The sequence below is a fragment of the Blautia sp. aa_0143 genome (assembly GCF_004167315.1).
Lineage (GTDB): Bacteria > Bacillota > Clostridia > Lachnospirales > Lachnospiraceae > Blautia_A > Blautia_A fusiformis.
Window position 1 is genome coordinate 19835 of sequence record NZ_RCXU01000017.1, and the last position, 21860, is coordinate 41694.

The 21860-nt window shown below is 35.1% G+C and carries 27 protein-coding genes; 10 read left to right on the forward strand and 17 right to left on the reverse strand.

Annotated elements, in window-relative coordinates; genetic code table 11:
* Positions 1–140: 140 nt before the first annotated feature.
* From EAI83_RS09995 to EAI83_RS10010, 4 genes are all read right to left on the reverse strand, one after another.
* The gene (locus tag EAI83_RS09995) at positions 141–1355 is read right to left on the reverse strand and encodes a site-specific integrase (RefSeq protein WP_044960653.1); all 1215 of its coding nucleotides are present in this window, start codon (positions 1353–1355) and stop codon (positions 141–143) included.
* 104 nt (positions 1356–1459) lie between these two features.
* The gene (locus tag EAI83_RS10000) at positions 1460–1681 is read right to left on the reverse strand and encodes an excisionase (protein WP_021650362.1); all 222 of its coding nucleotides are present in this window, start codon (positions 1679–1681) and stop codon (positions 1460–1462) included.
* A 424-nt stretch (positions 1682–2105) separates the two neighbouring features.
* Positions 2106–2378 (reverse strand): helix-turn-helix domain-containing protein, encoded by a 273-nt coding sequence (locus EAI83_RS10005; protein WP_015541278.1) that lies wholly within the window; start codon positions 2376–2378, stop codon positions 2106–2108.
* On the reverse strand, positions 2365–2802 hold the full coding sequence (locus EAI83_RS10010; protein WP_005426505.1) for an RNA polymerase sigma factor: 438 nt from the start codon (positions 2800–2802) through the stop codon (positions 2365–2367). Before EAI83_RS10010 ends, EAI83_RS10005 begins: the two co-directional genes overlap by 14 nt.
* A gap of 504 nt (positions 2803–3306) precedes the next feature.
* Here EAI83_RS10010 and EAI83_RS10015 point away from each other — a divergent pair.
* The gene (locus EAI83_RS10015; protein ID WP_015524620.1) at positions 3307–3666 is read left to right on the forward strand and encodes a helix-turn-helix domain-containing protein; all 360 of its coding nucleotides are present in this window, start codon (positions 3307–3309) and stop codon (positions 3664–3666) included.
* A 63-nt stretch (positions 3667–3729) separates the two neighbouring features.
* Here the strand turns inward: EAI83_RS10015 and EAI83_RS10020 are convergent, their stop codons facing one another.
* On the reverse strand, positions 3730–4065 hold the full coding sequence (locus EAI83_RS10020) for a hypothetical protein (RefSeq protein WP_005426510.1): 336 nt from the start codon (positions 4063–4065) through the stop codon (positions 3730–3732).
* A 211-nt stretch (positions 4066–4276) separates the two neighbouring features.
* Here EAI83_RS10020 and EAI83_RS10025 point away from each other — a divergent pair, with 211 nt between their 5' ends.
* The 3 genes from EAI83_RS10025 (at position 4277) to EAI83_RS10030 (ending at position 5091) form a co-directional block, all read left to right on the forward strand.
* Positions 4277–4498, forward strand: coding sequence for a helix-turn-helix domain-containing protein (locus tag EAI83_RS10025; RefSeq protein ID WP_161276825.1), 222 nt, complete (start codon positions 4277–4279; stop codon positions 4496–4498).
* A gap of 94 nt (positions 4499–4592) precedes the next feature.
* Positions 4593–4766, forward strand: a complete 174-nt coding sequence (locus tag EAI83_RS17265; protein WP_005426514.1) for a hypothetical protein — start codon at positions 4593–4595, stop codon at positions 4764–4766.
* Positions 4753–5091, forward strand: coding sequence for a type II toxin-antitoxin system RelE/ParE family toxin (locus EAI83_RS10030; RefSeq protein ID WP_015524619.1), 339 nt, complete (start codon positions 4753–4755; stop codon positions 5089–5091). Before EAI83_RS17265 ends, EAI83_RS10030 begins: the two co-directional genes overlap by 14 nt.
* Before the next feature lie 53 nt (positions 5092–5144).
* On the opposite strand, the gene EAI83_RS10035 is transcribed toward EAI83_RS10030, so the two are convergent.
* Positions 5145–5504, reverse strand: a complete 360-nt coding sequence (locus EAI83_RS10035; protein WP_008703804.1) for an MmcQ/YjbR family DNA-binding protein — start codon at positions 5502–5504, stop codon at positions 5145–5147.
* A gap of 400 nt (positions 5505–5904) precedes the next feature.
* Here EAI83_RS10035 and EAI83_RS10040 point away from each other — a divergent pair, with 400 nt between their 5' ends.
* Complete coding sequence (locus EAI83_RS10040; RefSeq protein ID WP_118063470.1) at positions 5905–6246, forward strand: MobC family plasmid mobilization relaxosome protein; 342 nt, start codon at positions 5905–5907, stop codon at positions 6244–6246.
* Positions 6195–7574: a relaxase/mobilization nuclease domain-containing protein gene (locus EAI83_RS10045; RefSeq protein ID WP_129975281.1), complete on the forward strand. Its 1380-nt coding sequence runs from the start codon at positions 6195–6197 to the stop codon at positions 7572–7574. The genes EAI83_RS10040 and EAI83_RS10045 overlap by 52 nt, the downstream gene beginning before the upstream one ends.
* A 23-nt stretch (positions 7575–7597) precedes the next feature.
* On the opposite strand, the gene EAI83_RS10050 is transcribed toward EAI83_RS10045, so the two are convergent.
* Entirely contained in the window at positions 7598–8011 is a 414-nt protein-coding gene (locus tag EAI83_RS10050) for a winged helix-turn-helix domain-containing protein (protein ID WP_005426519.1), read from the reverse strand.
* 118 nt (positions 8012–8129) lie between these two features.
* Here EAI83_RS10050 and EAI83_RS10055 point away from each other — a divergent pair, with 118 nt between their 5' ends.
* Positions 8130–8504 (forward strand): BlaI/MecI/CopY family transcriptional regulator, encoded by a 375-nt coding sequence (locus EAI83_RS10055; protein WP_092073165.1) that lies wholly within the window; start codon positions 8130–8132, stop codon positions 8502–8504.
* Positions 8505–8514: 10 nt separating this feature from the next.
* On the forward strand, positions 8515–10311 hold the full coding sequence (locus EAI83_RS10060; RefSeq protein ID WP_129975283.1) for a BlaR1 family beta-lactam sensor/signal transducer: 1797 nt from the start codon (positions 8515–8517) through the stop codon (positions 10309–10311).
* A 27-nt stretch (positions 10312–10338) separates the two neighbouring features.
* Here EAI83_RS10060 and EAI83_RS10065 read toward each other — a convergent pair whose 3' ends face one another.
* The 5 genes from EAI83_RS10065 to EAI83_RS10085 form a co-directional block, all read right to left on the reverse strand.
* Complete coding sequence (locus tag EAI83_RS10065) at positions 10339–11586, reverse strand: DUF6070 family protein (protein ID WP_059085548.1); 1248 nt, start codon at positions 11584–11586, stop codon at positions 10339–10341.
* Positions 11573–12730 carry a DUF6070 family protein gene (locus EAI83_RS10070; protein WP_062807810.1) on the reverse strand — a complete coding sequence of 386 codons (1158 nt, stop codon included), beginning with the start codon at positions 12728–12730 and terminating at the stop codon, positions 11573–11575. The genes EAI83_RS10065 and EAI83_RS10070 overlap by 14 nt, the downstream gene beginning before the upstream one ends.
* Before the next feature lie 40 nt (positions 12731–12770).
* Positions 12771–14873, reverse strand: coding sequence for a penicillin-binding transpeptidase domain-containing protein (locus EAI83_RS10075; RefSeq protein ID WP_062807811.1), 2103 nt, complete (start codon positions 14871–14873; stop codon positions 12771–12773).
* Positions 14874–15599: 726 nt separating this feature from the next.
* A complete protein-coding gene (locus tag EAI83_RS10080) occupies positions 15600–15845 on the reverse strand; it encodes a transposon-transfer assisting family protein (RefSeq protein ID WP_015524609.1) in 246 nt (81 codons plus the stop codon).
* Positions 15842–16147: a hypothetical protein gene (locus tag EAI83_RS10085; protein ID WP_117592916.1), complete on the reverse strand. Its 306-nt coding sequence runs from the start codon at positions 16145–16147 to the stop codon at positions 15842–15844. The genes EAI83_RS10080 and EAI83_RS10085 overlap by 4 nt, the downstream gene beginning before the upstream one ends.
* A 77-nt stretch (positions 16148–16224) precedes the next feature.
* Between EAI83_RS10085 and mobC the strand changes: the two genes are divergently transcribed.
* Positions 16225–16395: a plasmid mobilization relaxosome protein MobC gene (gene mobC, locus EAI83_RS17885; RefSeq protein WP_243113475.1), complete on the forward strand. Its 171-nt coding sequence runs from the start codon at positions 16225–16227 to the stop codon at positions 16393–16395.
* Positions 16344–17723 carry a relaxase/mobilization nuclease domain-containing protein gene (locus EAI83_RS10095; protein ID WP_129975285.1) on the forward strand — a complete coding sequence of 460 codons (1380 nt, stop codon included), beginning with the start codon at positions 16344–16346 and terminating at the stop codon, positions 17721–17723. The genes mobC and EAI83_RS10095 overlap by 52 nt, the downstream gene beginning before the upstream one ends.
* 23 nt (positions 17724–17746) lie before the next feature.
* On the opposite strand, the gene EAI83_RS10100 is transcribed toward EAI83_RS10095, so the two are convergent.
* The 5 genes from EAI83_RS10100 to EAI83_RS10120 form a co-directional block, all read right to left on the reverse strand.
* Positions 17747–18133 carry a winged helix-turn-helix domain-containing protein gene (locus tag EAI83_RS10100; protein ID WP_005426528.1) on the reverse strand — a complete coding sequence of 129 codons (387 nt, stop codon included), beginning with the start codon at positions 18131–18133 and terminating at the stop codon, positions 17747–17749.
* A gap of 77 nt (positions 18134–18210) precedes the next feature.
* Positions 18211–19440, reverse strand: a complete 1230-nt coding sequence (locus EAI83_RS10105; RefSeq protein WP_243113472.1) for an ABC transporter permease subunit — start codon at positions 19438–19440, stop codon at positions 18211–18213.
* Positions 19427–20314 carry an ABC transporter ATP-binding protein gene (locus tag EAI83_RS10110; protein ID WP_129975287.1) on the reverse strand — a complete coding sequence of 296 codons (888 nt, stop codon included), beginning with the start codon at positions 20312–20314 and terminating at the stop codon, positions 19427–19429. Before EAI83_RS10110 ends, EAI83_RS10105 begins: the two co-directional genes overlap by 14 nt.
* A 69-nt stretch (positions 20315–20383) precedes the next feature.
* Positions 20384–21148, reverse strand: a complete 765-nt coding sequence (locus tag EAI83_RS10115; RefSeq protein ID WP_005426531.1) for a hypothetical protein — start codon at positions 21146–21148, stop codon at positions 20384–20386.
* Positions 21145–21657: an RNA polymerase sigma factor gene (locus tag EAI83_RS10120; RefSeq protein WP_021650349.1), complete on the reverse strand. Its 513-nt coding sequence runs from the start codon at positions 21655–21657 to the stop codon at positions 21145–21147. Before EAI83_RS10120 ends, EAI83_RS10115 begins: the two co-directional genes overlap by 4 nt.
* Between the last annotated feature and the right edge of the window lie 203 nt (positions 21658–21860).

The window sequence follows — 21860 nt, forward strand, 5'->3', positions numbered from 1 at the left end:
CCTGTATATCACAGCATAAATTCGTATATTTTCTTATCCAAATTTAGTAACTTCTTAGTAATAATCAGCCTGGAAAACAGGCTTTCTAAGAACCTTATAATCAGATTATTCTTAATTCTTTTTTCTATTATTTTATCATACTATGCCAGTTTTGCAATCCTATTCATCTCTTCTTTTGCATCAATTAATCCCAGATGCGTATATACATTTAACGTAACCCCTATATCAGAATGTCCCATTAAATATTGGAGTGCTTTCGGATTCATTCCAGCTTTCGCCATATTAGAACAATATGTATGCCTACATACATGAGGCGTGATCTTTGGCATTTGTTCCTCATGAGTACGATTATACTTTCCTAACGCCCACTGAAAATGTTTTTCCCAATGGAGTGCTACCTCAGGCATATCTTTTTTATCCAGGAATAAGAATCGACTATATCCATCTATAATCGGCTCAACCCTTACTTTTTTACGGTTTTTCACAATCTGTTCAAAACATTCATAAACTTCATCTGTCATCGGCAACATTCGTGTTCCACTTGAAGTTTTGGTATCTTCAATGACGTACTGCATTCCTCTGGTTCTCTGAAGCTGATGATTCACATTGATTTTTCTCTCCTGAAGATCAATATCTTTCACTGTCAATCCACAAAACTCAGAAATACGAAGTCCAGTCTTAAACAAAATAAACATTCCATTATAGTATTTTGAGTAATGGTCATCATTTCGGATAAACTCCAGAAATAACTCTTCCTGTTCTTTTGTAATTGCCTGTCTTGTAACACTGTCATTTACGACAACTGTACATAATTGAAATTCAAAAGGATTCTTGCGCAGTAAATCATCTTCAACTGCCATCTGAAATGCAGGTCTTACAATTCCACGCACACTGTGAATGGAACTGTATCCTCTTCCATCTGCTTGCAGCTTAATAAACCATGCTTTTGCATCCGACAATTTTATTTTATCTATTCTTCTGGTTCCGAATTCTTCTTTTTTTATTATATTGATCACAAAATCATAGTTCGCCTGAGTATTATGACGAACCCCCTTTTTTTGTCCAATATATTTTTGAACCAAATCCAAAACTGTTAAATTTCCTCCGTAAGGTACTATACCATCATGTAAATCTCTTTGGATATTTTTTTCTTTTTCCCTTAGAGCTAAGCATGGTCTGCATCCAGTTGGCAGAGAATCTGTTGGCTCTAATTTCCAACTATACAAAAACTTCTGCTTTCCATAACAATCTGTATATACAAACGCATATCTTCCATCTTTTCTCTGACTTTCTCCGTTTCGTAAAATTCGACCTTTTTTATCTCGTCGTTTTTGGTCACGTTTTGTTTTACCCAAACGTCTTCGCCCCTTTCTACGAAGAAGCCCTAGCACGATATAGGTATTATATCATACCAGGGCTAACATTTCCATTTTAAAGTGCTAAATTGTTCGTATATTTTTTACAAAGACGTAGTCTGATCCAGAAAGGCCTCAAATTTCTTACGGTTAATCAATGACTTACACCCCACCTGGACTGTAAAGCAACATTCTGAATTTAGATGTTCCGAAATAAGCATCCTTATTTTCTTTTCACCTATTCCGAAATATTGCACTGCTTCATCCACCGTAAGCATATATTTTTCCCAAATTGGAATCTTACCTTTTTCAATTTTAATCGCCACTCTTCTCTCCTCCTTTTCTCTTTGGACAAAACATTTTTATCTGCCCATGACAATTTACAATTTTATACACTGTCATCGGCAGATAAAATTACAATACAGGTGGCAGTTCAGTACTCTGCCCACATCGGTTTTGCACCGTCATTAAATATGACCAGATTTTTTCTGGAAGTATCATTATCACAGATATGCTTCGTCGCCCTGTGCAGCTGCTACACATTTTGTCAAATTCTTCTCGCTCCATACCTTTACTTCAATGTTATATTTCAGCATTTCCTCGTATTTACTCCATTAACAGAGCAGATATATTATGGCGGATTTACCTAGTGGCTCTACATATCTTCACGTCCTGTATGTAAAACAATATACAATTTTCAAGGTACAAAAATTCCTGAAGGGGAAAAGGAATCTATATTAAATACTCCCTTTACTGATTACTTTTCCTTACATATGATTTCGTATCAAATCCCAAGGTCTTAGTAATCAGTTTTGCTTCCAGGCGTTGACGCAGAGTTTCATCTACACAGTAATGCACCTGTCCAAATTCGTCAAACATTTTTCTGGTAGCCAAAACTGTTATGTACCCTTCATAATGCTTCAACACTGCCTGGATTGCCTCAGTATCACCAGTTGATGCTGCCTCAATAACATGGAATGGCAGCAAATCAAATGCGCATTTCTGTTTTTTACTTTTTTTCATTTGCAGATTCCTCCATATTTTTTCTCATCAGTTCCAGTGATCGTCTACGATGCTCATTAATTGTGCTGCGTACAAGATTCATTTCTCTGGCAATGTCTGCATCACTCATATCCATAAAATATGATAATAACACAACATTCCTTTTCTTTTCAGTAAGTGTCTGCAGTGCTTCAGCAATCAATGCATCTTTGACTTCTATGTCGTAACCCAGGACCTGAAAACGATGTGTTTCCATTTCATGCTCATCCATTATAAAAAGTCTGCTCAACTCCTTTTCTGATAATTCTGACAACATCACTTCATACTTCTGGCGATATGCCATATGCTTTTCATAATTAATAACTTCACTTTTCAATGCCAGCTTGCACAGAGAATCAAACTGATGTCTGACTGTCTGCTCATCTTGAAAAGAGGATTGCTCCATAAGAGTTCACCTCCTTCCCCGCCGGTAGGCAATAAGCAAAGTTCTTGCTTCCCCTTCACACATATCCCAAACGGATGAGTGCATTTGTCGGGGTGTGGGAAGAAATTTTTAAAAAATTTCTTAATAAATACGAGAAAATTGTTTTTCCTGTATTTTGAGGTATATAAAAAACGTCCTAATGGGTAGTTTTTAGCCCATCGGACGCTATTTATATCAAAAGATAATATTTTGCCATCATTTTTTGTGGCATATAATTCACTTTTTGAGGTAAAGAAATTTATTTGCTTTTTTGAACTATTTATCTATTTCATCCGTCACGTAATGACGGATATGATACCAGACAATAAAATTCTTAATCTTTCCTATACCTCCGGATCTGTTTTACGGAAATTCAGAATTTTATATGTCTTTTAAAAAGTGAAATATCACCCTCTTTTTTAGTGAAATATTAGTTCATTTTCTTTCAAGAAAGGGAACTATACACTAAATATGGAGGTGTATCATATGCCAAAACAAACAGATAAAGAACTGGGATTGTTTTTTAAGAACGCCCGACACGAGCAAAAATTGACTTATGAAGAATTAGCTGAAAAAGCAGAAATGTCCAGCCGATATTTAAAGGAAATTGAAAATGGGGGCCGAGTTCCCAGTTTTCATAAAATCAGAAAACTGGTACGCGCTTTAAATGTTCCTCCTGAACCATTGTTTTATCCAAACAATCATACAGATAATCTTGATTATCAACGCCTGCTCATGTACCTGTCAAAATGCAACGATGAGCAAATTACCGCTATCCTTGCCATCGTAGAAGCATACCTGCGCACATACAAAATTCCTACAGACCACGATAAACAAGATCCCTGAAATTCATTTGAATTCTATCTGAATTATTCTGAAGAAGCGGTATGGTTTCCCATACCGCCACTCTTAACGTGCATATTTTTCTATCATTCTCTTAACATTCGTGGATTTCTTTATTGCCCCTATATTAATAAGAAACTCAACTACATCCATCATTCCCTGGTAATAAGCCCGCTGCTCCTCTTCATAATGGAAATGTTCTAACTGATCCAGATATTTATTCCAGAAATTCTGCTCACGCTCTGGGATTTTTTCCAGATGTAGTGGCAGCTTCTTTTGTATTTGTTTCAAATTCTTCTCTGCTTCTTTCCATTCTTCCGGCTGTACTGTATATTCTCTTTCTCCGGAGTCACAGCGCAATTCCTCAAATAAATTCGATACTGCTTCATAAAATTCATTCATCTTCTTTCCACCTCTCACTAGAATTATTTCTCATTACAGGCAGCATTATCATTTTCTTATTTCAAAAATCAAATAAACTTTCCAAAACTTCATCTTTAGAAGTATAGTAACAATATTTTTCCTTAAAATCAATAATAATACTTCATCTTTAGAAACTTTTGAGGATCAGAATGATTATTTATTGGGATAAAAAACGAACAGTAAAAACAGAATAGGACAACGGGTAAAAGAATTACGAAAGGCTCATAATCTTACTCAGAAAACACTCGCTGCCAAATTACAACTTGCAGGATATGATTTTAATGATCTGGCAATCCTGCGAATTGAACAAGGCACACGTTTCGTTCCCGACTACGAAGTTGTCGCACTGGCCGAAGTATTTAATGTTTCCTGCGAATATCTTCTTGGTCTGACGGACGCTCCTGCAAAATAATTCAATTGTATTGCTGCCCATTCTATGCTAAACTATGGATAGATACTTCTGAACAACATACACTATTTATAAACCGTATGATTGGAGTGATTTCATGGAATTAACAAAAAAAGTCCCTACAACCGATAAAAACCAGGAAAACAATCATCTTCTCCGCATGTTAGACCGGGGAATTGATGATATGGAAGCTGGTCGTGAATTGCCACTGGAAGATGCTTTTCGCAAAATCACAGAATTAAGGGATGCACGAAGAAATGCAAGAATATAAAATTATTTTAACCTGGGAAGCAATTTACGATGTCACAGACATTGCAGATTATATTGAAGAAGAATTCGGCCAGCAACGTGCTGACCGTTTTCAATCTGATCTGAAAGAACAAATGCAGAATTTAGGCCAGTTCAGTACTGCCTTTCCCCGAACTCAAATTCTGTACAGAGGATATTCCATACATAAAAGAGCTTTTCCGCCATCTATTATTTTTTATATTATAATGGAAGAAACAAAAGAGATTCATATTCTCCGAGTGTTGCGCCATGAACGAGATTGGGAAAATATCCTGTTGCAAAGATCAACTTATACATATCCAGAATGAATACCTGGGAGCCGATCAGAGATTTTTCTGAAAGGCTTCCTTTTTAATTTTAATTACTTCCCACTGTCAATTAAATCATAACTCATATCCAGAAAATCTAGCGTCTTAGCTTCACTGACAGATTCATCCAAAAGAATCGTAATCCAGTGTCGCTTATTCATATGATACCCCGGTAAAAATCCATACGTTTGAATTAACATCCCAACCAGATCAGGGTCACATTTTACATCCAGGATATTAATTTTTCCATCTTCTTCTAATCCCAGTGTTTTCTTTTCCACTGCCATAATTATAGCATACCATTTTCCATTTTTATGTCGAAGCACCGCAGAATCAGGATCTTTTTTCCATAAATATTCCGGTTCCGTTCCATATTGCTCTTTCACATATTGAAAAATTTCCTCACGTTTCAAATTTATCCCTCACTTACGATTTCTTGCTCTGATTATACGCTATCAGGATTATATTCTCAACCACTTCTCACAGTTCCATTTATGTTTTATAGCTTTTGCATAGCCTGCTTTGCAGGCTACACCCCAAAAGAAGCAAGCACTGCCAGTGTCATGACAACTGGCTCATTTTGTCAAATTCCCTTTCCGGTTCATTCTACCAAAATGTATCAGGGAGTATCCCTGGCCCTCTCATATTTTATAATTTCTTAATTTGACGCTTTCACCCAGTCCTGTTAAAATAACTTACAGATACATCTGTCCAAACCAACAAAAAACCAAGTACCATAACTGTCATAGCCGAACTGGTTAGACAGTTTTTTTGTACTCTTTTTTATAGAAAAAAACGAATTGGAGGATTTCAATGAGCAAACGTACCAGAATTCATCCCGTACAATTTTATTTGAATGATGACGAACAATACATTTTAGAAGAAAAATATCGTCTTTCCAGGATGAAAAGCAAATCTGCCTTTCTACGGAAAATGATCTTATATGGATTTGTATATGAAGTAGACTACTCTCATATCCGAAAAATGAATACCCTGTTGGGCAATATCAGCAGCAATTTGAATCAGATCACCCATCGTATAAACAGCACCAATGCAGTTTACCAAAAGGATCTGGACGATATAAAGGAGTTAATGGAAAAAATATGGCAGTTACAAAAATCCATGGTATCAAAACAACCGTTGATAAAGCAATAGAATACATCTGCAATCCAGATAAAACAGACCAGAAACTATATATTTCTTCCTTTGCCTGCTCTCCTGAAACAGCAGTTCTTGACTTTAAATACACTTTGGATCATACACATGACTGCAGAGATCCGCACAATACAAATAAGGCATTTCATCTGATTCAGGCATTTTCCCCTGGTGAAGTTTCCTATGAAGAAGCCCATCAGATTGGCAAAGAACTTGCGGATCGCTTACTGGAGGGAAAATACTCCTATGTTCTGACAACACATATTGATAAAGGTCATGTACATAACCATTTAATTTTCTGTTCTGCAGATAATATCACTTTTTCTCATTATCATGACTGTAAAAAGAATTACTGGAAAATACGAAATCTCAGCGACACTTTATGCCAGGAACATAACCTGTCCACAATTATGCCAGATGGTAAAAAGGGAATGAAATACAATGAATGGGCTGCAAATAAATCTGAATCCAGTAAGAAAGCGCAGCTGCGAAAAGATATCAACCAGACAATCCGAATCGTTTCCACTTATTCAGAATTTCTTACATTTATGGAAGCTAAAGGATATGAAATAAAAAACGCAGAATTTGGCGAAAACAGCAGAAAATACATTACCTTTCGTTCTCCCGATATGTCCCATCCAGTGCGTGGAAGTGCTAAATCTTTAGGAAAAAATTTTACTAAGGAACGTATCAAAGAACGCATTAATAATAAGCTTCACAGAACTACTGTTCCTTCTGTTCGTAATAAGTTAATAGACACCAACACTCCCAATATAGCAGGAAACATTGGACTTCAGGAATGGGCAAATAAGGAAAATTTAAAAATTGTCTCTGCTGAATATAACAAGATGTTCACACATAATCTACATAATTTTTCAGAACTTGAAGACCGCATAGCCTTGTTACATATGCAGCAAAAAGAGGTAAATACCTCTGTTGTTTCTCTCGAGTCTCAGATACGCCATCTTCGAGAAATGCTAAAATATGCCGAACAATATCAGAAAAATAAAATTTACGACGACCATTATAAAAGCTCCAAAGATCCAGATCGTTATTTCCGTAAATATGAATCTCAAATTATTCTTTTCGCGGGTGCTGAACATATTTTACAGGAAAATGGTATAAACCTGAAACATCTTAATTCCAATAAGTTGCAAGAGCAAATTGCAGATCTTATTTCCAGAAAGGAATCACTAAATACTCAATACGTTTCCTTTAAGCAAGAAATAAAAGAGTTGGAATTGATACATCAAAACCTGTCCAAATATCTCAAACAGGATGCTCCTGAAATACAAAGATCTTCTCATAACCAACTCCCTTCTTTGTAAAACCATAATAATAGGCAGCGATTTCACTCGCTGCCTAAATTCCCATTAAACCGATATCCTACACCTCGTACTGTTTGTATATATAATGGTTGTCCAGGATCATCTTCTATTTTTTCTCTGATATTGCAGATATGTCGCATAACCACATTATAATCACCGGAATAAGGTTCATTCCATACCAGATCATAAACCATTTCTTTTCCAAATATTCTACCTGGACTTTTCGCTAAAAGAAGTAAAATATCATATTCATATTTTGAAAGATGAACATCACTATCATTCTTTTTAACAATTCGTTCCTGTAGATATATTTTTAATTCTCCAAACCTTATAATTTCCGGTATGAATTGGTTTTTATGTTCCCAGCTAGTCAATATGTTTTCACTTATGCTTCCATTAGCATCTGTGATTCTCTCAATAATTTCTATCTTTTTCACCTTTATTGCCTCTACATTATTAATTTTATATTCTATATATCATCTGCCATTTGACTTTTTTCTTCTACAAGTAATATAATATATTTATTACATATGTAGGATTTAGCAGGAGGATTTTATTATGTCACTACCCCAGATTTCAGAAGCCGAATTTGAAGTTATGAAAATTGTATGGAAATATGCTCCCATCAATACAAATGAAATTACAGAAAAACTTACTCTAACTACCAGCTGGAGTCCAAAAACAATTCAAACTCTTATCAAGAGACTTGTTTCCAAAAAAGCTCTTTCCTACGAAAAACAAAGCCGGGTATTTGTCTATACTCCATTAGTCCAAGAAGATGAATATATACGCCAGGAAAGCAATTCTTTTTTAAAGCGATATTATAATGGAAATCTTTCTTCTATGCTGGCTTCTTACCTTGAAGACGATAAGCTCTCTTCAACAGAAATTGATAACTTACGCCATTTATTATCAAAACATCAAAAATAGGAGGTTTTGAATGAGCAACTGGATCATCCACTTTTTAATCAGTAATATCTTCATATGTATTTTTACACTTGTAATAATCGGAACAAAAAAACTTCTGAAAAAATATTTATCTGCGACTACACAGTACTATCTCTGTTTTCTTTTATTTTTATTACTTGCCGTGCCATTTTTTCCTGTACAGATTCATGGCTCACAACTTTTTTCATGGTTACATTTTTTTCAAACTGACTCAGGACTTAACTCTGGTACCGACACGCTATCCGAACTTACCAGTAATACACAAAATATTTTGTTAAACCAGGTGAATGATTTTTCAGTTTCCATCAGTAGTCAATTTTCTGGAGGCTTGAATACCATACTCTTTCTAATATGGATAACGGGTGTTATGATTATGTCAGTCCTCACCCTTCATTCATTAAACTATGTACGTTCCATAAAAAGATCTGCTCTCCCGCTTCAAAATCAGCAGGTAAAAACTATTTATTACAATTGTTTAAAGGAACTTAAAATCTCTCACCCAGTATCAGTCTACAGTACTGCATTTTTAAAATCACCAGTTTTAATCGGAATAATACATCCCAGAATTTACATTCCCATCCATTTAATTTCCGAACTGAATCCTGATGATATGCGTTTTATGCTGCTACACGAATTACAGCATTACCGTCACAAAGATACATTTATTGGCTTCCTCATGGTCATAAGTAATATACTCTACTGGTTTAACCCTTTTGTTTGGTACACTTTAAAAGAAATTCTCTGTGACCGTGAAATAGCCTGTGATTCTGCTGTATTGCAGATGATTTCTGCTGATGAATACCAAGCTTATGGAACTACACTGATTAATTTTGCAGAAAAAATATCCTCTTTTTCCTCTCCACTGGCAGTTGGAATGTCCGGAAATTTCAGGCAGATGAAACGACGTATTCTCAACATCGCCGTTTTTAGGAAAGAAACTCTTTATCAAAAAATGAGAGCATTGATAATTTATCTGGTCATTAGTGCTGTTTTTATTGGATGTACACCCATTTTATCCGTTGATGCCTCTACTCAAAGCGTATATCATTTTAGTGATACAGACAAAAATATCTCCCTGTTAGATATATCCGAAACATTTGGAACATATGATGGATCATTTGTTTTGTATGACAATAATTTGGATTCCTGGAAAATATACGATCTTGAAGAAGCCACCAAACGTATTCCGCCAGAGTCTACCTACAAAATATACGATGCATTATTAGGGTTGGAATCCGGAATCATCACACCAGAACACTCTTCCATGACATGGAATGGTGATGCCTTTCCTTTTTCATCCTGGGAAGCTGATCAGGATTTAAACTCTGCTATGCAAAATTCCGTTAACTGGTATTTCCAGGCAATTGATTCGCAGCTCGGAATTAACAGAGTCCAGGAATTTTTGAATAAAATAGAATATGGAAACCAAACAACCAGTTCAAATCTGGATTTATACTGGTCCGATTTTTCATTAAAAATCTCGCCTTTAGAGCAAGTAACATTATTAAAAAAATTTAACACAAATGAATTCCATCTAAATTCTCAAAATGTATTTTCTGTTAAAAATGCTATAAAAATTGCCAGTACACCTAATGGTAATTTCTACGGAAAAACTGGAACCGGTCGTGTCAACGGACAGGATATCAACGGCTGGTTTATCGGATATGTAGAAACTTCCGATAACAGCTATTATTTTGCAACCAATATCCAAAGTGATTCTAATGCAACTGGCAAAAAAGCATTTGAAATCACTTCTGATATCTTAAAAAAATTACATATATGGAATTAACAAATATGAAAGGGCTGATAGTTGTTATCAGTTCTTTCTTTTTATTCTATATTGATATTTGGGAACTTCTTTCGTACCATTATTCAGAATTTTATTCCCCATATATTTAAAACTCTTATCATCGTTGAACTTAACAGTCAGCTCACTTGTAATAACGGCATCATTACATATAAATGTATCACATACAGCATCAACAACCAACACACTGTTTCCCTCTCCGCTATCTCTTATTTCAACGACCTCCGGTAAAGATGTTCCAAAATGAGTAGGGCTATAATTTAAACAGCCTAATCGTTCCCAGTCATAAGTTTGATGTTCCGAATCAAATACTGCCCATTTTTTAATTTGATCTGCTGTTATCGGCAAAAACTCCATTATCAGATTTTCAAACTCTTCTGCCGGAATTCCACTTGAGTTACCTGAAAACTCATATCTCTCCCCGTATTTCATTCGATATAAATATTCATATAAACCATTATAATCTAACCCTTCCATATCAGATCTATCCCAATCAGAACATAAAAGATTATTCCCCTGATATCCAAGCAAATACACACACCTCTTTGAAACTTCCCTGCATTCATCACTTAAAGGTTTAATTCTTATCATAGAACTGCCATCAACCGCTTCTGATACTTCCGGATACTTTGGAACGCATAGCGTATAACCAAACCAGCCTTTTTCTGTATATTTCCATTCTTCTATCCTTGTATACGAAACATATACAATAGATGGATTGTCATTCATACCCCAAACAGCTTTCACAGCCAGCAAATACATATCTGTCCCATCATAATTGAATTTGAGTCTTTCTATCCCACCATCCCTGTTAATCCTATATAAGACGATATCTCCTGTCAGATCCTGTTCTGCCCTGAAAAGAAATTCTTCCATTTTAGAATAATTAGCCATATTTGAATACGGTGCTGATGTAATAACGGGGACATTTTTTTCCTTTAATACTTCCTGCATTTCTTCCATTACTGTCTCAGAAACTACTATATTCGATGAAGTCCCTTTATCCGCCTTTTGATAAATGACTTTCATCTGATTCATAACATTCTTACAATCTTCAATAGCTTCTTCTTTCACGACTTCATCTACTGGCAAATCATATCCTCTTTCTTGTACAGCATAATTCGCAGTTTCCTGTGAAATATATTCTAAATCAGCCCCTTTACATTTTGTATTTCCTATGAAAAAGCATCCCGAAATAAATAAAACGCTCATCATCTTTTTCAGTTTTCTTTTTGTAATCATATCAATTATCTCCATAACATTCCTCCCACTTTTCGTCTGATAATCTTTCTGTATACCAGGTAACCTCTATTTCTGACCTTGATACATAATTGGATACATATTGAAATCTATCTTTATCTAACAGCCGAATGGTTACGCTATGACAAAACGCCTGATCTAATTCTTTTTGTGGCCATACCGCATTTACTTCCAGTGTTATTGTTCCATCTTGATTTTCTATGTAGGAAACAACTTCCGGATATGGAATATATGGTGTGGGAGCAAAATCATATACGATTCCTCTGGTTCGATACCGATATGTCTGTATTTCTGTGTGAAATACCGTTCCTGTCTGCAGTATCTCTGCGCTTATATTAAAATATTTTTGAAATATCGTTTCAAATGATTCTTTTGGGATTTCATAAGTCTTTCCTTCCTTAAATTCATCAGTTTTTTCTTCCATTGAAAGTAAACGATCAAAAACATCATAAAAATTTATTCCATCATAATTTTTTTCACTCCAATTAGAAGTAAACAATTTATTAAGTGTATATCCAAAAGGAAGTATATATTTTCGATTCAACTCCCGACATTTTTTATTTAACGGTGCTACCCGAAAGTCCCGATATCCAGACGGTCCATCATATCCTGCCGGATGATATTCTTCTATAAAGAAATGCCCGTTTTCTGTATATTTCCATGAATTAGCTCTAAACTCATGATAATATGTTTCCTGCCAAGTGTCCTCTTTCCATTTAAAAGAGCTTACTTCAACGTCTATTTTCCCCTGTTTGGTTTTCAGATCATACCGGATAAAATGATCCCCTGCTATAACTTGAAATATAGTAGTTTTTCCATTCTTCTCTTTTTCTGCTTTTTTCAAAAAATCATCTACTTTAATACTTTGAACCATATCCAGCTGATTGTAGGAATCAATTACTGCATATCCATATTTTCCAAAATAATCCATACTTTTTTGTATTGTACTCAGCTCATATAGTGCATTTTCTTTCACAGCATTCTCATATATGTTCCGATAGCCTTCTGCTAGCATTTCACACTCTCTGTAAATTTTTTCTTTCGTATCTTCAATTGTCTTTTTCTGCTCTTTCTTTATGCCACATCCACTACAGACAGCAAGAAAAATAACTCCCACAAATATTTTCCAAATTTTTTTCATATCATTTTCCTCTTACATTTGTAATATTTAAAGGTAAAAATTATTCATTACCAAGATATTCATCCAGTATCGCCTTATCCTTTTCCACCACATAACCGCTTCCTCCAATATCTTTCACATTCTCTACCATACTGATGAGCAAAATAGGATTCTTTGTATCTCTATCTGTAGTAAAAACTGTAAACCAGCCAATTTCTGTTCCAGATGTATCTTCTTTTGTAGCTTTCAGTTCCGCTGTTCCGGTTTTTCCTGCTAATCTAATGTCTTCCCGGCATGCTCCATAACCAGTTCCTTCCGGGTTATTCACTACACCCTCTAACCCCTCCATAACCTCCGAAACAATTTGTGGTGAAAAAGCATCTTTTATCCAGATTTCACTGGAAGTGCTTCCACCATCCGCGTGAAGATATGGCTTTATCATATTTCCATCATTTAGAAAAGCCGTATAAATGCTTGCAAGATGCAAAGGATTTACCAGAATCTGTCCCTGTCCATACCCACTGTCAGCAAGCTGGATTTCTGTTTCTATCTTGTCCATATTAGAATATTGGGACTCTGACATTTTAATATCAAATGGAAGTTCCTGATTAAATCCTATTTGATTTAGAGACTGCATCAGTTGATCCGCACCAATTTTTAATGCTGCTTTTGCAAAATAAATATTATCTGAATAAATAAGCGCATTTTTCAAGATCACAGGTTCATAATCATGAAGTGTAGTCACTGTATAATCTCCCCACGAGGAATCTTTCTGCCACGCCAGACCCTCATTTCCAAAATCGTCATTTGCAGTAAATGCCCCCACTTTTAATCCAATTGCAGCAATTACAGGTTTAAAAGTTGAGCCAGGACACCATGTCTGGCGAAAGCGATTGTATAAAGGCCTGTCTTCATTTTCATTTAATGCACTCCACTGGCTGTTGTCCATTCCACGTACAAAATCATTATTATCATAAGATGGCGTACTTACCAACGCCAATACTTCCCCTGTATAAGGATTCAAAGCTACAGAACATCCTCTGTCTTCTTTAAATTGTTCATAAAGAGTACTTTGAAGATCACCATCAATCGTAGTATGGATATCTTCTCCATCTTTTCTAGGCTCATATGCAATAACACTTTTTTTATTTCCATTTGCATCTACAATACAGATTTCACACCCATCTGTTCCTTTTAGTTCTTTTTCATAAAGCGTTTCCAGTCCAGTCTTTCCAATCACACTGTTTGTACGATACCCTTCCCCTTTATGTTCCTGCAAATCTTCGGCTGTAACCGCCTGTACATACCCTACCAGATGAGAGGCAGCTTCTTTTAGATAATAAGTTCGTACTTTTACATCAGATAACATAATACCTGGAATCTTCAATAATGTGTCCTGCTTTTCTTTTTCTTCCAGAACAGTTTTATCCGGATTCACTGTCAAAAGATCGACCTCTTGTATTTTAGGAATTGTTGCTACTGGTACAAAAGAATCTGCTTTTACCCAACCGGCTTTTAACTTATCCTCAATTTCGTCTGCTCCAATTCCAAGATACTCTGCCAGTTTTTTTATTGTATCTTCTCTGTTCTCCATCCTGCCCGGAACAATTCCTACCGAAGATGCAGTTCCCTCTCCAGCCAACTGACGACCATTTCTGTCTAAAATATCTCCTCTCTTTGCCTCTTCTGACGTTACCTGAACTTTATCCGTTGCAGATAACTCTGGAAAAATCAACTGATCCTGCCAGATTAAATGATATCCTGTCCAATCATGTGAAAATACCGCATCGTTGGTAAATTCTACATTTCCTGCAGCAGTCTGCATATTTGTTGTATAGGAAACTGCCGCATTTCCGTTTTCTTGTCTTTTTACTGTAATATCGGTTATGGACAGATCAGACATCTCAATGCCTTCATATATTTTAGAATTACGTTCTATAAATTCTTCCTTACTGTTCATGCTGCTTTTTTTCTGATCCAGCATGGCATACATTTGCTCATATTCCCCTTTTTCAATATATTTCATATATTCCATTAGTCTTTTTTCAGGAACATTACAATTCATTATTGTTACAATACCGATTCCACCACCAATCAATATACCGCTAAATAAAACTATTTTTGTAATAATCTTCGTGTGTTTTTTTCTTTTCTTTTTTCTCATATAGTTTTATTTCTCCTTTTTTCATATTTTCTTAAATATTACACTTGTAATATTTAAACGTCAAGCTTTTTCTTAGGTTTATATATGTAGACAAGAGAAAAGATTTGCATAAAAAAGAAAGGGCATCTCAAAGCCTTCTTTGATAAAGAACTTTACGACACTCTGAGGTAATGGTTTCTCCGGATGTTTCCCAAACGCTATAATCACTCTCCAGAAGAACCAAAAACGATTTTTAATTTTCTCTCAGAAAAAAAAGAACTACTCTAAATCTGCTGATCTTTGAAATAACCCTGCTCGTTTCTTATAATCACAAACATATTCAGACAACACATTCTTTGCTGGCAGATTATTATAGCAGAAAACGCAACAAATCCCTTTATTAACTTTTGTTCCATATATTTCCTGTACCAATCCTATTGTTTCATCATCTGAACAAAAGCTCTTCGGAATCTCCCTACAATCCCTGATAATAACGCAAATCTGTTTACTATGTCCTCTCTGTTAGTATACAAGCCAGCTAATCTCTTTATTATAGTATCTAAATACTTCTTCCCAATTCCACTACTCAAAATTTCTTCAGTCACTATTTCTGCAGATGTGTTTTTATATCAGCCAGAGTTCCCCTGGCTGAATTCTTCCAATATATACCTGTTAACACTTCTCAATGCTGACACTTTTTCCTTCGCTTCTCATCTTTCACCTGCTATACTGCACTCTGGCTTGAATTCATTCCCTCTCTTCCAGTTCCGATTTATAATCTTCCAAGTCCATAAGAAAAGTCTCATAGCCTTCATCACTCATGCATAACAGCTTTCTTAGGGTATTGCAGACAAGCCTAATCATATCCGCATCCCCTTTTAGAAATGGAATGATATGGTCGATTGCTTCCATTGTGTCATTTCTGTTTCCTTTATCAAACATTGCGGTTACTAAACATTCGTCTGTATCAAAGTTCATTGTCAGATCCATCATAATTCTACATCCCCCTTCTTATGTGCTTTGGTTTTTTCTGCTTCTTTATTTTTCTGTTCCTGTGCTTTTGCCCTTGCCTGAAACTTTTTCAACGACTGCAGCACAGATTTTTTCAGTTCCCCTTTTTCGCCCTTTGCCGGCTCTTTCTTTTGTGCCCGGTTCGGTTCCACTGATCCGGATTCTTTCTTGACTGGTGCTTCTGGAACTTCCTGTTTCACTTCCACAGTCTGTTTTGTTTCCTGCACCTTTTCATGTTTCTCGTTCAGATATTTTTCCATATCGTTGATTGCTTTCTGTACCAATGGACTTTCTTTATAATGTGGAATCATATCAATCAGATGGATTTGTATATGAAGTAGACTACTCTCATATCCGAAAAATGAATACCCTGCTGGGAAATATCAGCAGTAATTTGAATCAGATCACCCATCGTATAAACAGCACCAATGCAGTTTACCAAAAGGATCTGGACGATATAAAGGAGTTAATGGAAAAAATATGGCAGTTACAAAAATCCATGGTATCAAAACAACCGTTGATAAAGCAATAGAATACATCTGCAATCCAGATAAAACAGACCAGAAACTATATATTTCTTCCTTTGCCTGCTCTCCTGAAACAGCAGTTCTTGACTTTAAATACACTTTGGATCACACACATGACTGCCGAGATGCACATAATGCAAATAAGGCATTTCATCTGATTCAGGCATTTTCCCCTGGTGAAGTTTCCTATGAAGAAGCCCATCAGATTGGCAAAGAACTTGCGGATCGCTTACTGGAGGGAAAATACTCCTATGTTCTGACAACACATATTGATAAAGGTCATGTACATAACCATTTAATTTTCTGTTCTGCAGATAATATCACTTTTTCTCATTATCATGACTGTAAAAAGAATTACTGGAAAATACGAAATCTCAGCGACACTTTATGCCAGGAACATAACCTGTCCACAATTATGCCAGATGGTAAAAAGGGAATGAAATACAATGAATGGGCTGCAAATAAATCTGAATCCAGTAAGAAAGCGCAGCTGCGAAAAGATATCAACCAGACAATCCGAATCGTTTCCACTTATTCAGAATTTCTTACATTTATGGAAGCTAAAGGATATGAAATAAAAAACGCAGAATTTGGCGAAAACAGCAGAAAATACATTACCTTTCGTTCTCCCGATATGTCCCATCCAGTGCGTGGAAGTGCTAAATCTTTAGGAAAAAATTTTACTAAGGAACGTATCAAAGAACGCATTAATAATAAGCTTCACAGAACTACTGTTCCTTCTGTTCGTAATAAGTTAATAGACACCAACACTCCCAATATAGCAGGAAACATTGGACTTCAGGAATGGGCAAATAAGGAAAATTTAAAAATTGTCTCTGCTGAATATAACAAGATGTTCACACATAATCTACATAATTTTTCAGAACTTGAAGACCGCATAGCCTTGTTACATATGCAGCAAAAAGAGGTAAATACCTCTGTTGTTTCTCTCGAGTCTCAGATACGCCATCTTCGAGAAATGCTAAAATATGCCGAACAATATCAGAAAAATAAAATTTACGACGACCATTATAAAAGCTCCAAAGATCCAGATCGTTATTTCCGTAAATATGAATCTCAAATTATTCTTTTCGCGGGTGCTGAACATATTTTACAGGAAAATGGCATGGATCTGAAGCATCTTAATTCCAATAAGTTACAAGAGCAAATTGCAGATCTTATTTCCAGAAAGGAATCACTAAATACTCAATACGTTTCTTTTAAGCAAGAAATAAAAGAGTTGGAATTGATACATCAAAACCTGTCCAAATATCTCAAACAGGATGCTCCTGAAATACAAAGATCTTCTCATAACAAACTTCCTTCTTTGTAAAACCATAATAATAGGCAGCGATTTCACTCGCTGCCTAAATTTCCGTTAAACCGATATCCTACACCGCGCACCGTTTGTATATATACCGGATGTCCAGGATCATCTTCTATCTTTTCTCTAATGTTGCAGATATGTCGCATAACAACATTGTAATCACCCGAATAGGGTTCATTCCAGATTATATCATATATTTGTTCTTTACTAAACACTCTTCCAGGACTTCGCATTAATAAATGCAAAATTTCAAACTCTGTAAAAGACAAATCTATTTTTTTCTGCTTTCGGAATAATTCTCTTGTGGCTAATAAAATAACAATATCTCCATAATGTATTTTCAATGGATTTATATTTTTTTCATCACAATATATATTTCGTCCGGTTTTCAAAGCAGCAAGAACAGACTCTATCATTTCTTCTTCACTATCTTTAAACGATAATAATAATATTTTTCCTATGTTTTCACTCCCTCTAACAGATGTTTCTTCATCTAATTATAAACTTCTTTTCTGCGATATATAAAATAAATAACTGGAACAATCAATAATAGCAGAATGGAGTACGATATTATTAAAATAGGAACTGCACAAAACACTTTTCCTCCGATTTCATACAAGTTAAAGAATTTAACTACCTGATTCATTTGAAGCATTTGATCTGGAAGAAGTCCCAAAATTTTATTCAATAATGGTAGACTTGTTCCTGATAAAAATGATGGAAGAAAAATCAAAATAAAAGGCACGATTACCGCTATTACTGATGAGTTTGTCTTCGCAGAAACCAACATAGTTAGAGATTGCATAAATAAACATCCCAGATATCCACCAAGAACTATCAAAATATATTCCTGAGCATTCGTGATATTATAAATACTCTTCCACCCACTCATACTAGACTGTATGGGACAATTTGCTCCGTCTACACCAAGAATTCCCAAAACAAGCATAGTGTATAACAACATAACCGCCCAGTAAATAGCCGTTATTATGATTGCTCCTGCTTTCACTTTTGCCCATACAGCCTTATTTCTGCCATAATAAGAAGAATAAAAAACTGCATTCGCTTTCAGCTGAAATTCACCTGAAAAAATACCTGCACAAAGGAAACCTAATACCAATGTCAAAATCATAATTATTGAGGGTGAATATTGAAATAAGTTTTTCCATCCCGCTTGATAATCATAATATAAAGGGGTTTTCATTTTTTCATACGCTCTTATTAAATAACTTTTTTCCTTTTCAGAAAACTGATCCTTTCCATCAGTTTCTAACCAATTTTTCAAATTTTTGATACGATTAGAATAAAAATCTACTGCTTCATCAGGAGAAAGAGAATCTGCCAGATAATAATTATAATCGTTAAACTCTCCATAATCAAAATTTAGTAAATCCCTTATATCCATAAAACCCTGTCTTTGACTATATGCTATATCATTCTGTCTAAAATCATTCGACTTTGCTTCCGGTGTCTGTGAAATCCTGACATTTTCTTCAATAATTTTTCTAAGCACATCCTCTGTCAGTTCTCCTGACCATTCTTTTTTCAACTCACGAACCTTTAACATAGCCGATATTCCACTTTCCGCATCACCATTATGATTCACATATTTATTATCCCCGATGATAAAAGACAAGACTACTGAAATTACAATAAAAATAAATATCAGCGCAACCTTACTTCCTTTTTTTGAAAAAACTTTTTTAATTTCATAATACGTCATAATCATCACCTGTTTTCTCTCCGAAATAATATAAGAATATGTCCTCCAAAGTCATCGTTTCCTCTTTCGCATTATAGTGTGGAGATTTTTCAGACAAAATGCGTAATTCTATTCCATCCGAAAGTGTTTTCATATTTGAGACTTTAAACTGTTTTTGCCACATTTCAACTTCATTATTTGCAACTACACAACTCCATACTTTTACTGGTACTGACTGAATAATCTCTTCTTGTGTTCCTGAATGGCTAATCTTTCCATCTTTCATCAATAACACCTGGTTGGCAATGTATTCAATATCCGACACAATATGTGTTGATAATAGCACGAGACGATCCTGTGACAATTCACTGATCAGATTTCGAAAACGTATCCTTTCATTCGGATCCAGACCTGCAGTAGGCTCATCGAGGATCAAAATCTTTGGATTATTTAGCATAGCTTGGGCAATCCCTGCACGGCGTTTCATTCCTCCAGACAATTTTTTCATTTTTCTATTCTGCATTTTAGCCAACCCAACCTGCCGCAGAAGTTCTGTTACACGCTTTCGTGCAATACTTGTTCGCATTCCTTTAATTGACGCAATATACATTAAATAATCATGAACCGAAAACTCCGGATAAAATCCAAATTCTTGAGGTAAATAACCAAGAATTCTCCTATATTCGCCATCCAATGCAAAAATATCTTTTCCATTACATAATATGCTTCCCGAAGTAGGTTTAATAAGTGTGCAGAGCATTCTCATCAGCGTTGTTTTTCCAGCACCGTTGACACCAAGAAGCCCATAAACTCCATTACTCATCGTCAACGTGATATCATCAACTGCTTTAAATCCCTGAAATTCTTTTGTTAATTTTTTCAATTCTAATTCCATAATCAAATTCCTCACATTTCTCTGATTACGACCGTTGTGTGATTTCTCGTAATTGACACCATAATAGTCTTATACACTTGCCCCATTACTCTCGTAATATCTTTCACTGCATTTCCATACTCGCCAAATACTGTAACACAAATATAAAACAGATAATATCATCATTCCACACCATATTGATGTAGATATATGCTCATAAATACTATCTTTGAGAACTACAAGCGTCCAAACAGCGATCCAAATCAGACAGGAAAATAATGTGGAAGATACATAATCATCTCCTTTACTGCAAAGTAATCGAAAACATATGCAGCATGTCACATTCATTGGCAAAATAAATTGTATTAAGATATCCATAAATGCAATCTGTAACACAAAAGTGCTGGTTATCAAAAACACACTCAATAGGCAAACATCTACCATGCCGAAGAGTAGCATTCGTGCGGCATATATATTCTTTATGGAAAAAAATGTTGCACCTTCTACTTCCATAGCCCCATTGCTTCTATTTTTCCAGAGTTCCGGAAGTATCAATATTACAAAACTCGGTGCCAAAATCCCCATGCAGCGCCTTGTATAAATACTACTGTCTGATAAGAACATTGTCATCCAAAGGATTAGTAATACTGCCCCTTGAGCAAACCACCAGTGCTTCTGTATATACGAAGCTTGCTGATATAAAAATTCTAACCATGACATATTTCTTTCGATTTCTCCATCCCAATATGCTTCTTTCGATTTTATAATGGTCTGTTGTAATTTTTTCTCATCTATATTTCTATCCTTCTGATTTTTTGCATACGCATGCAATTTTTCATCAACTGTCATCATCATTTCTTATCCCCCAGATAAACACTCAACAATTCTTTTGCTTTTCCTATCCTATATTTTACAAGAGGAAGTCCTATGCCAATAATATCTGCTACTTCTTTTAATTTCAAATCCTGAAAATAATGTAGAATAACTACTTCCTGCAAATCTTCTGGAAGTTTTTTTATTGATTCTTCTATATCTATTTTATTCTCAATTACAGCAATTGGATTTTCTCCCTTATCTGGTAACGCTTCCATCACAATATCTCTTTTTTTCTTATAACTATCCCGACATAAATTTCGAGCAATCACATACAAATAATTAGCAGTCTTTCCCAAATGATGATACGATCTAAATGATCGAAAAAAGTGTTCAAATGTTGCTTGAGTAATATCTTCTGCATCACAGTCTGTGTATGTATGTAATCGACAATAATTCCGTATAGTTGAATAGTATTTTTTTACGAATACCTCTATAGCTTCTTCATCACCATTTTTCATTTTGTGAATCAAAAGAAAATCTGCATCCACTTCTTTCCTCCTTTTTCTACTGAAAGCACTTTCTATTATATATAACGAATAAATTGTACAAAAAGATAGTCAAAAATATTTTTCTTGCTTTTTATTATATCATTAATTACACTGCTCTTTTACATACTCGCTTTATTTTACTATGATGCATTGTGAAATTTAAAAGCCAATAATAAAATTTATCATATTAATAATATGTGCCA

Bases quoted from the DNA above. Each gene is read 5' to 3' on its own strand.
- EAI83_RS10005 (WP_015541278.1), bottom strand. From the start codon at position 2,378: ATGAAAAAAAGTAAAAAACAGAAATGCGCATTTGATTTGCTGCCATTC.
- EAI83_RS10010 (WP_005426505.1), bottom strand. From the start codon at position 2,802: ATGGAGCAATCCTCTTTTCAAGATGAGCAGACAGTCAGACATCAGTTT.
- EAI83_RS10015 (WP_015524620.1), top strand. From the start codon at position 3,307: ATGCCAAAACAAACAGATAAAGAACTGGGATTGTTTTTTAAGAACGCC.
- EAI83_RS10020 (WP_005426510.1), bottom strand. From the start codon at position 4,065: ATGAATGAATTTTATGAAGCAGTATCGAATTTATTTGAGGAATTGCGC.
- EAI83_RS17265 (WP_005426514.1), top strand. From the start codon at position 4,593: ATGGAATTAACAAAAAAAGTCCCTACAACCGATAAAAACCAGGAAAAC.
- EAI83_RS10030 (WP_015524619.1), top strand. From the start codon at position 4,753: ATGCAAGAATATAAAATTATTTTAACCTGGGAAGCAATTTACGATGTC.
- EAI83_RS10040 (WP_118063470.1), top strand. From the start codon at position 5,905: ATGAGCAAACGTACCAGAATTCATCCCGTACAATTTTATTTGAATGAT.
- EAI83_RS10045 (WP_129975281.1), top strand. From the start codon at position 6,195: ATGGCAGTTACAAAAATCCATGGTATCAAAACAACCGTTGATAAAGCA.
- EAI83_RS10060 (WP_129975283.1), top strand. From the start codon at position 8,515: ATGAGCAACTGGATCATCCACTTTTTAATCAGTAATATCTTCATATGT.
- EAI83_RS10065 (WP_059085548.1), bottom strand. From the start codon at position 11,586: ATGGAGATAATTGATATGATTACAAAAAGAAAACTGAAAAAGATGATG.
- EAI83_RS10070 (WP_062807810.1), bottom strand. From the start codon at position 12,730: ATGAAAAAAATTTGGAAAATATTTGTGGGAGTTATTTTTCTTGCTGTC.
- EAI83_RS10075 (WP_062807811.1), bottom strand. From the start codon at position 14,873: ATGAGAAAAAAGAAAAGAAAAAAACACACGAAGATTATTACAAAAATA.
- EAI83_RS10080 (WP_015524609.1), bottom strand. From the start codon at position 15,845: ATGATGGATCTGACAATGAACTTTGATACAGACGAATGTTTAGTAACC.
- mobC (WP_243113475.1), top strand. From the start codon at position 16,225: ATGAATACCCTGCTGGGAAATATCAGCAGTAATTTGAATCAGATCACC.
- EAI83_RS10095 (WP_129975285.1), top strand. From the start codon at position 16,344: ATGGCAGTTACAAAAATCCATGGTATCAAAACAACCGTTGATAAAGCA.
- EAI83_RS10100 (WP_005426528.1), bottom strand. From the start codon at position 18,133: ATGATAGAGTCTGTTCTTGCTGCTTTGAAAACCGGACGAAATATATAT.
- EAI83_RS10105 (WP_243113472.1), bottom strand. From the start codon at position 19,440: ATGACGTATTATGAAATTAAAAAAGTTTTTTCAAAAAAAGGAAGTAAG.
- EAI83_RS10110 (WP_129975287.1), bottom strand. From the start codon at position 20,314: ATGGAATTAGAATTGAAAAAATTAACAAAAGAATTTCAGGGATTTAAA.
- EAI83_RS10115 (WP_005426531.1), bottom strand. From the start codon at position 21,148: ATGATGATGACAGTTGATGAAAAATTGCATGCGTATGCAAAAAATCAG.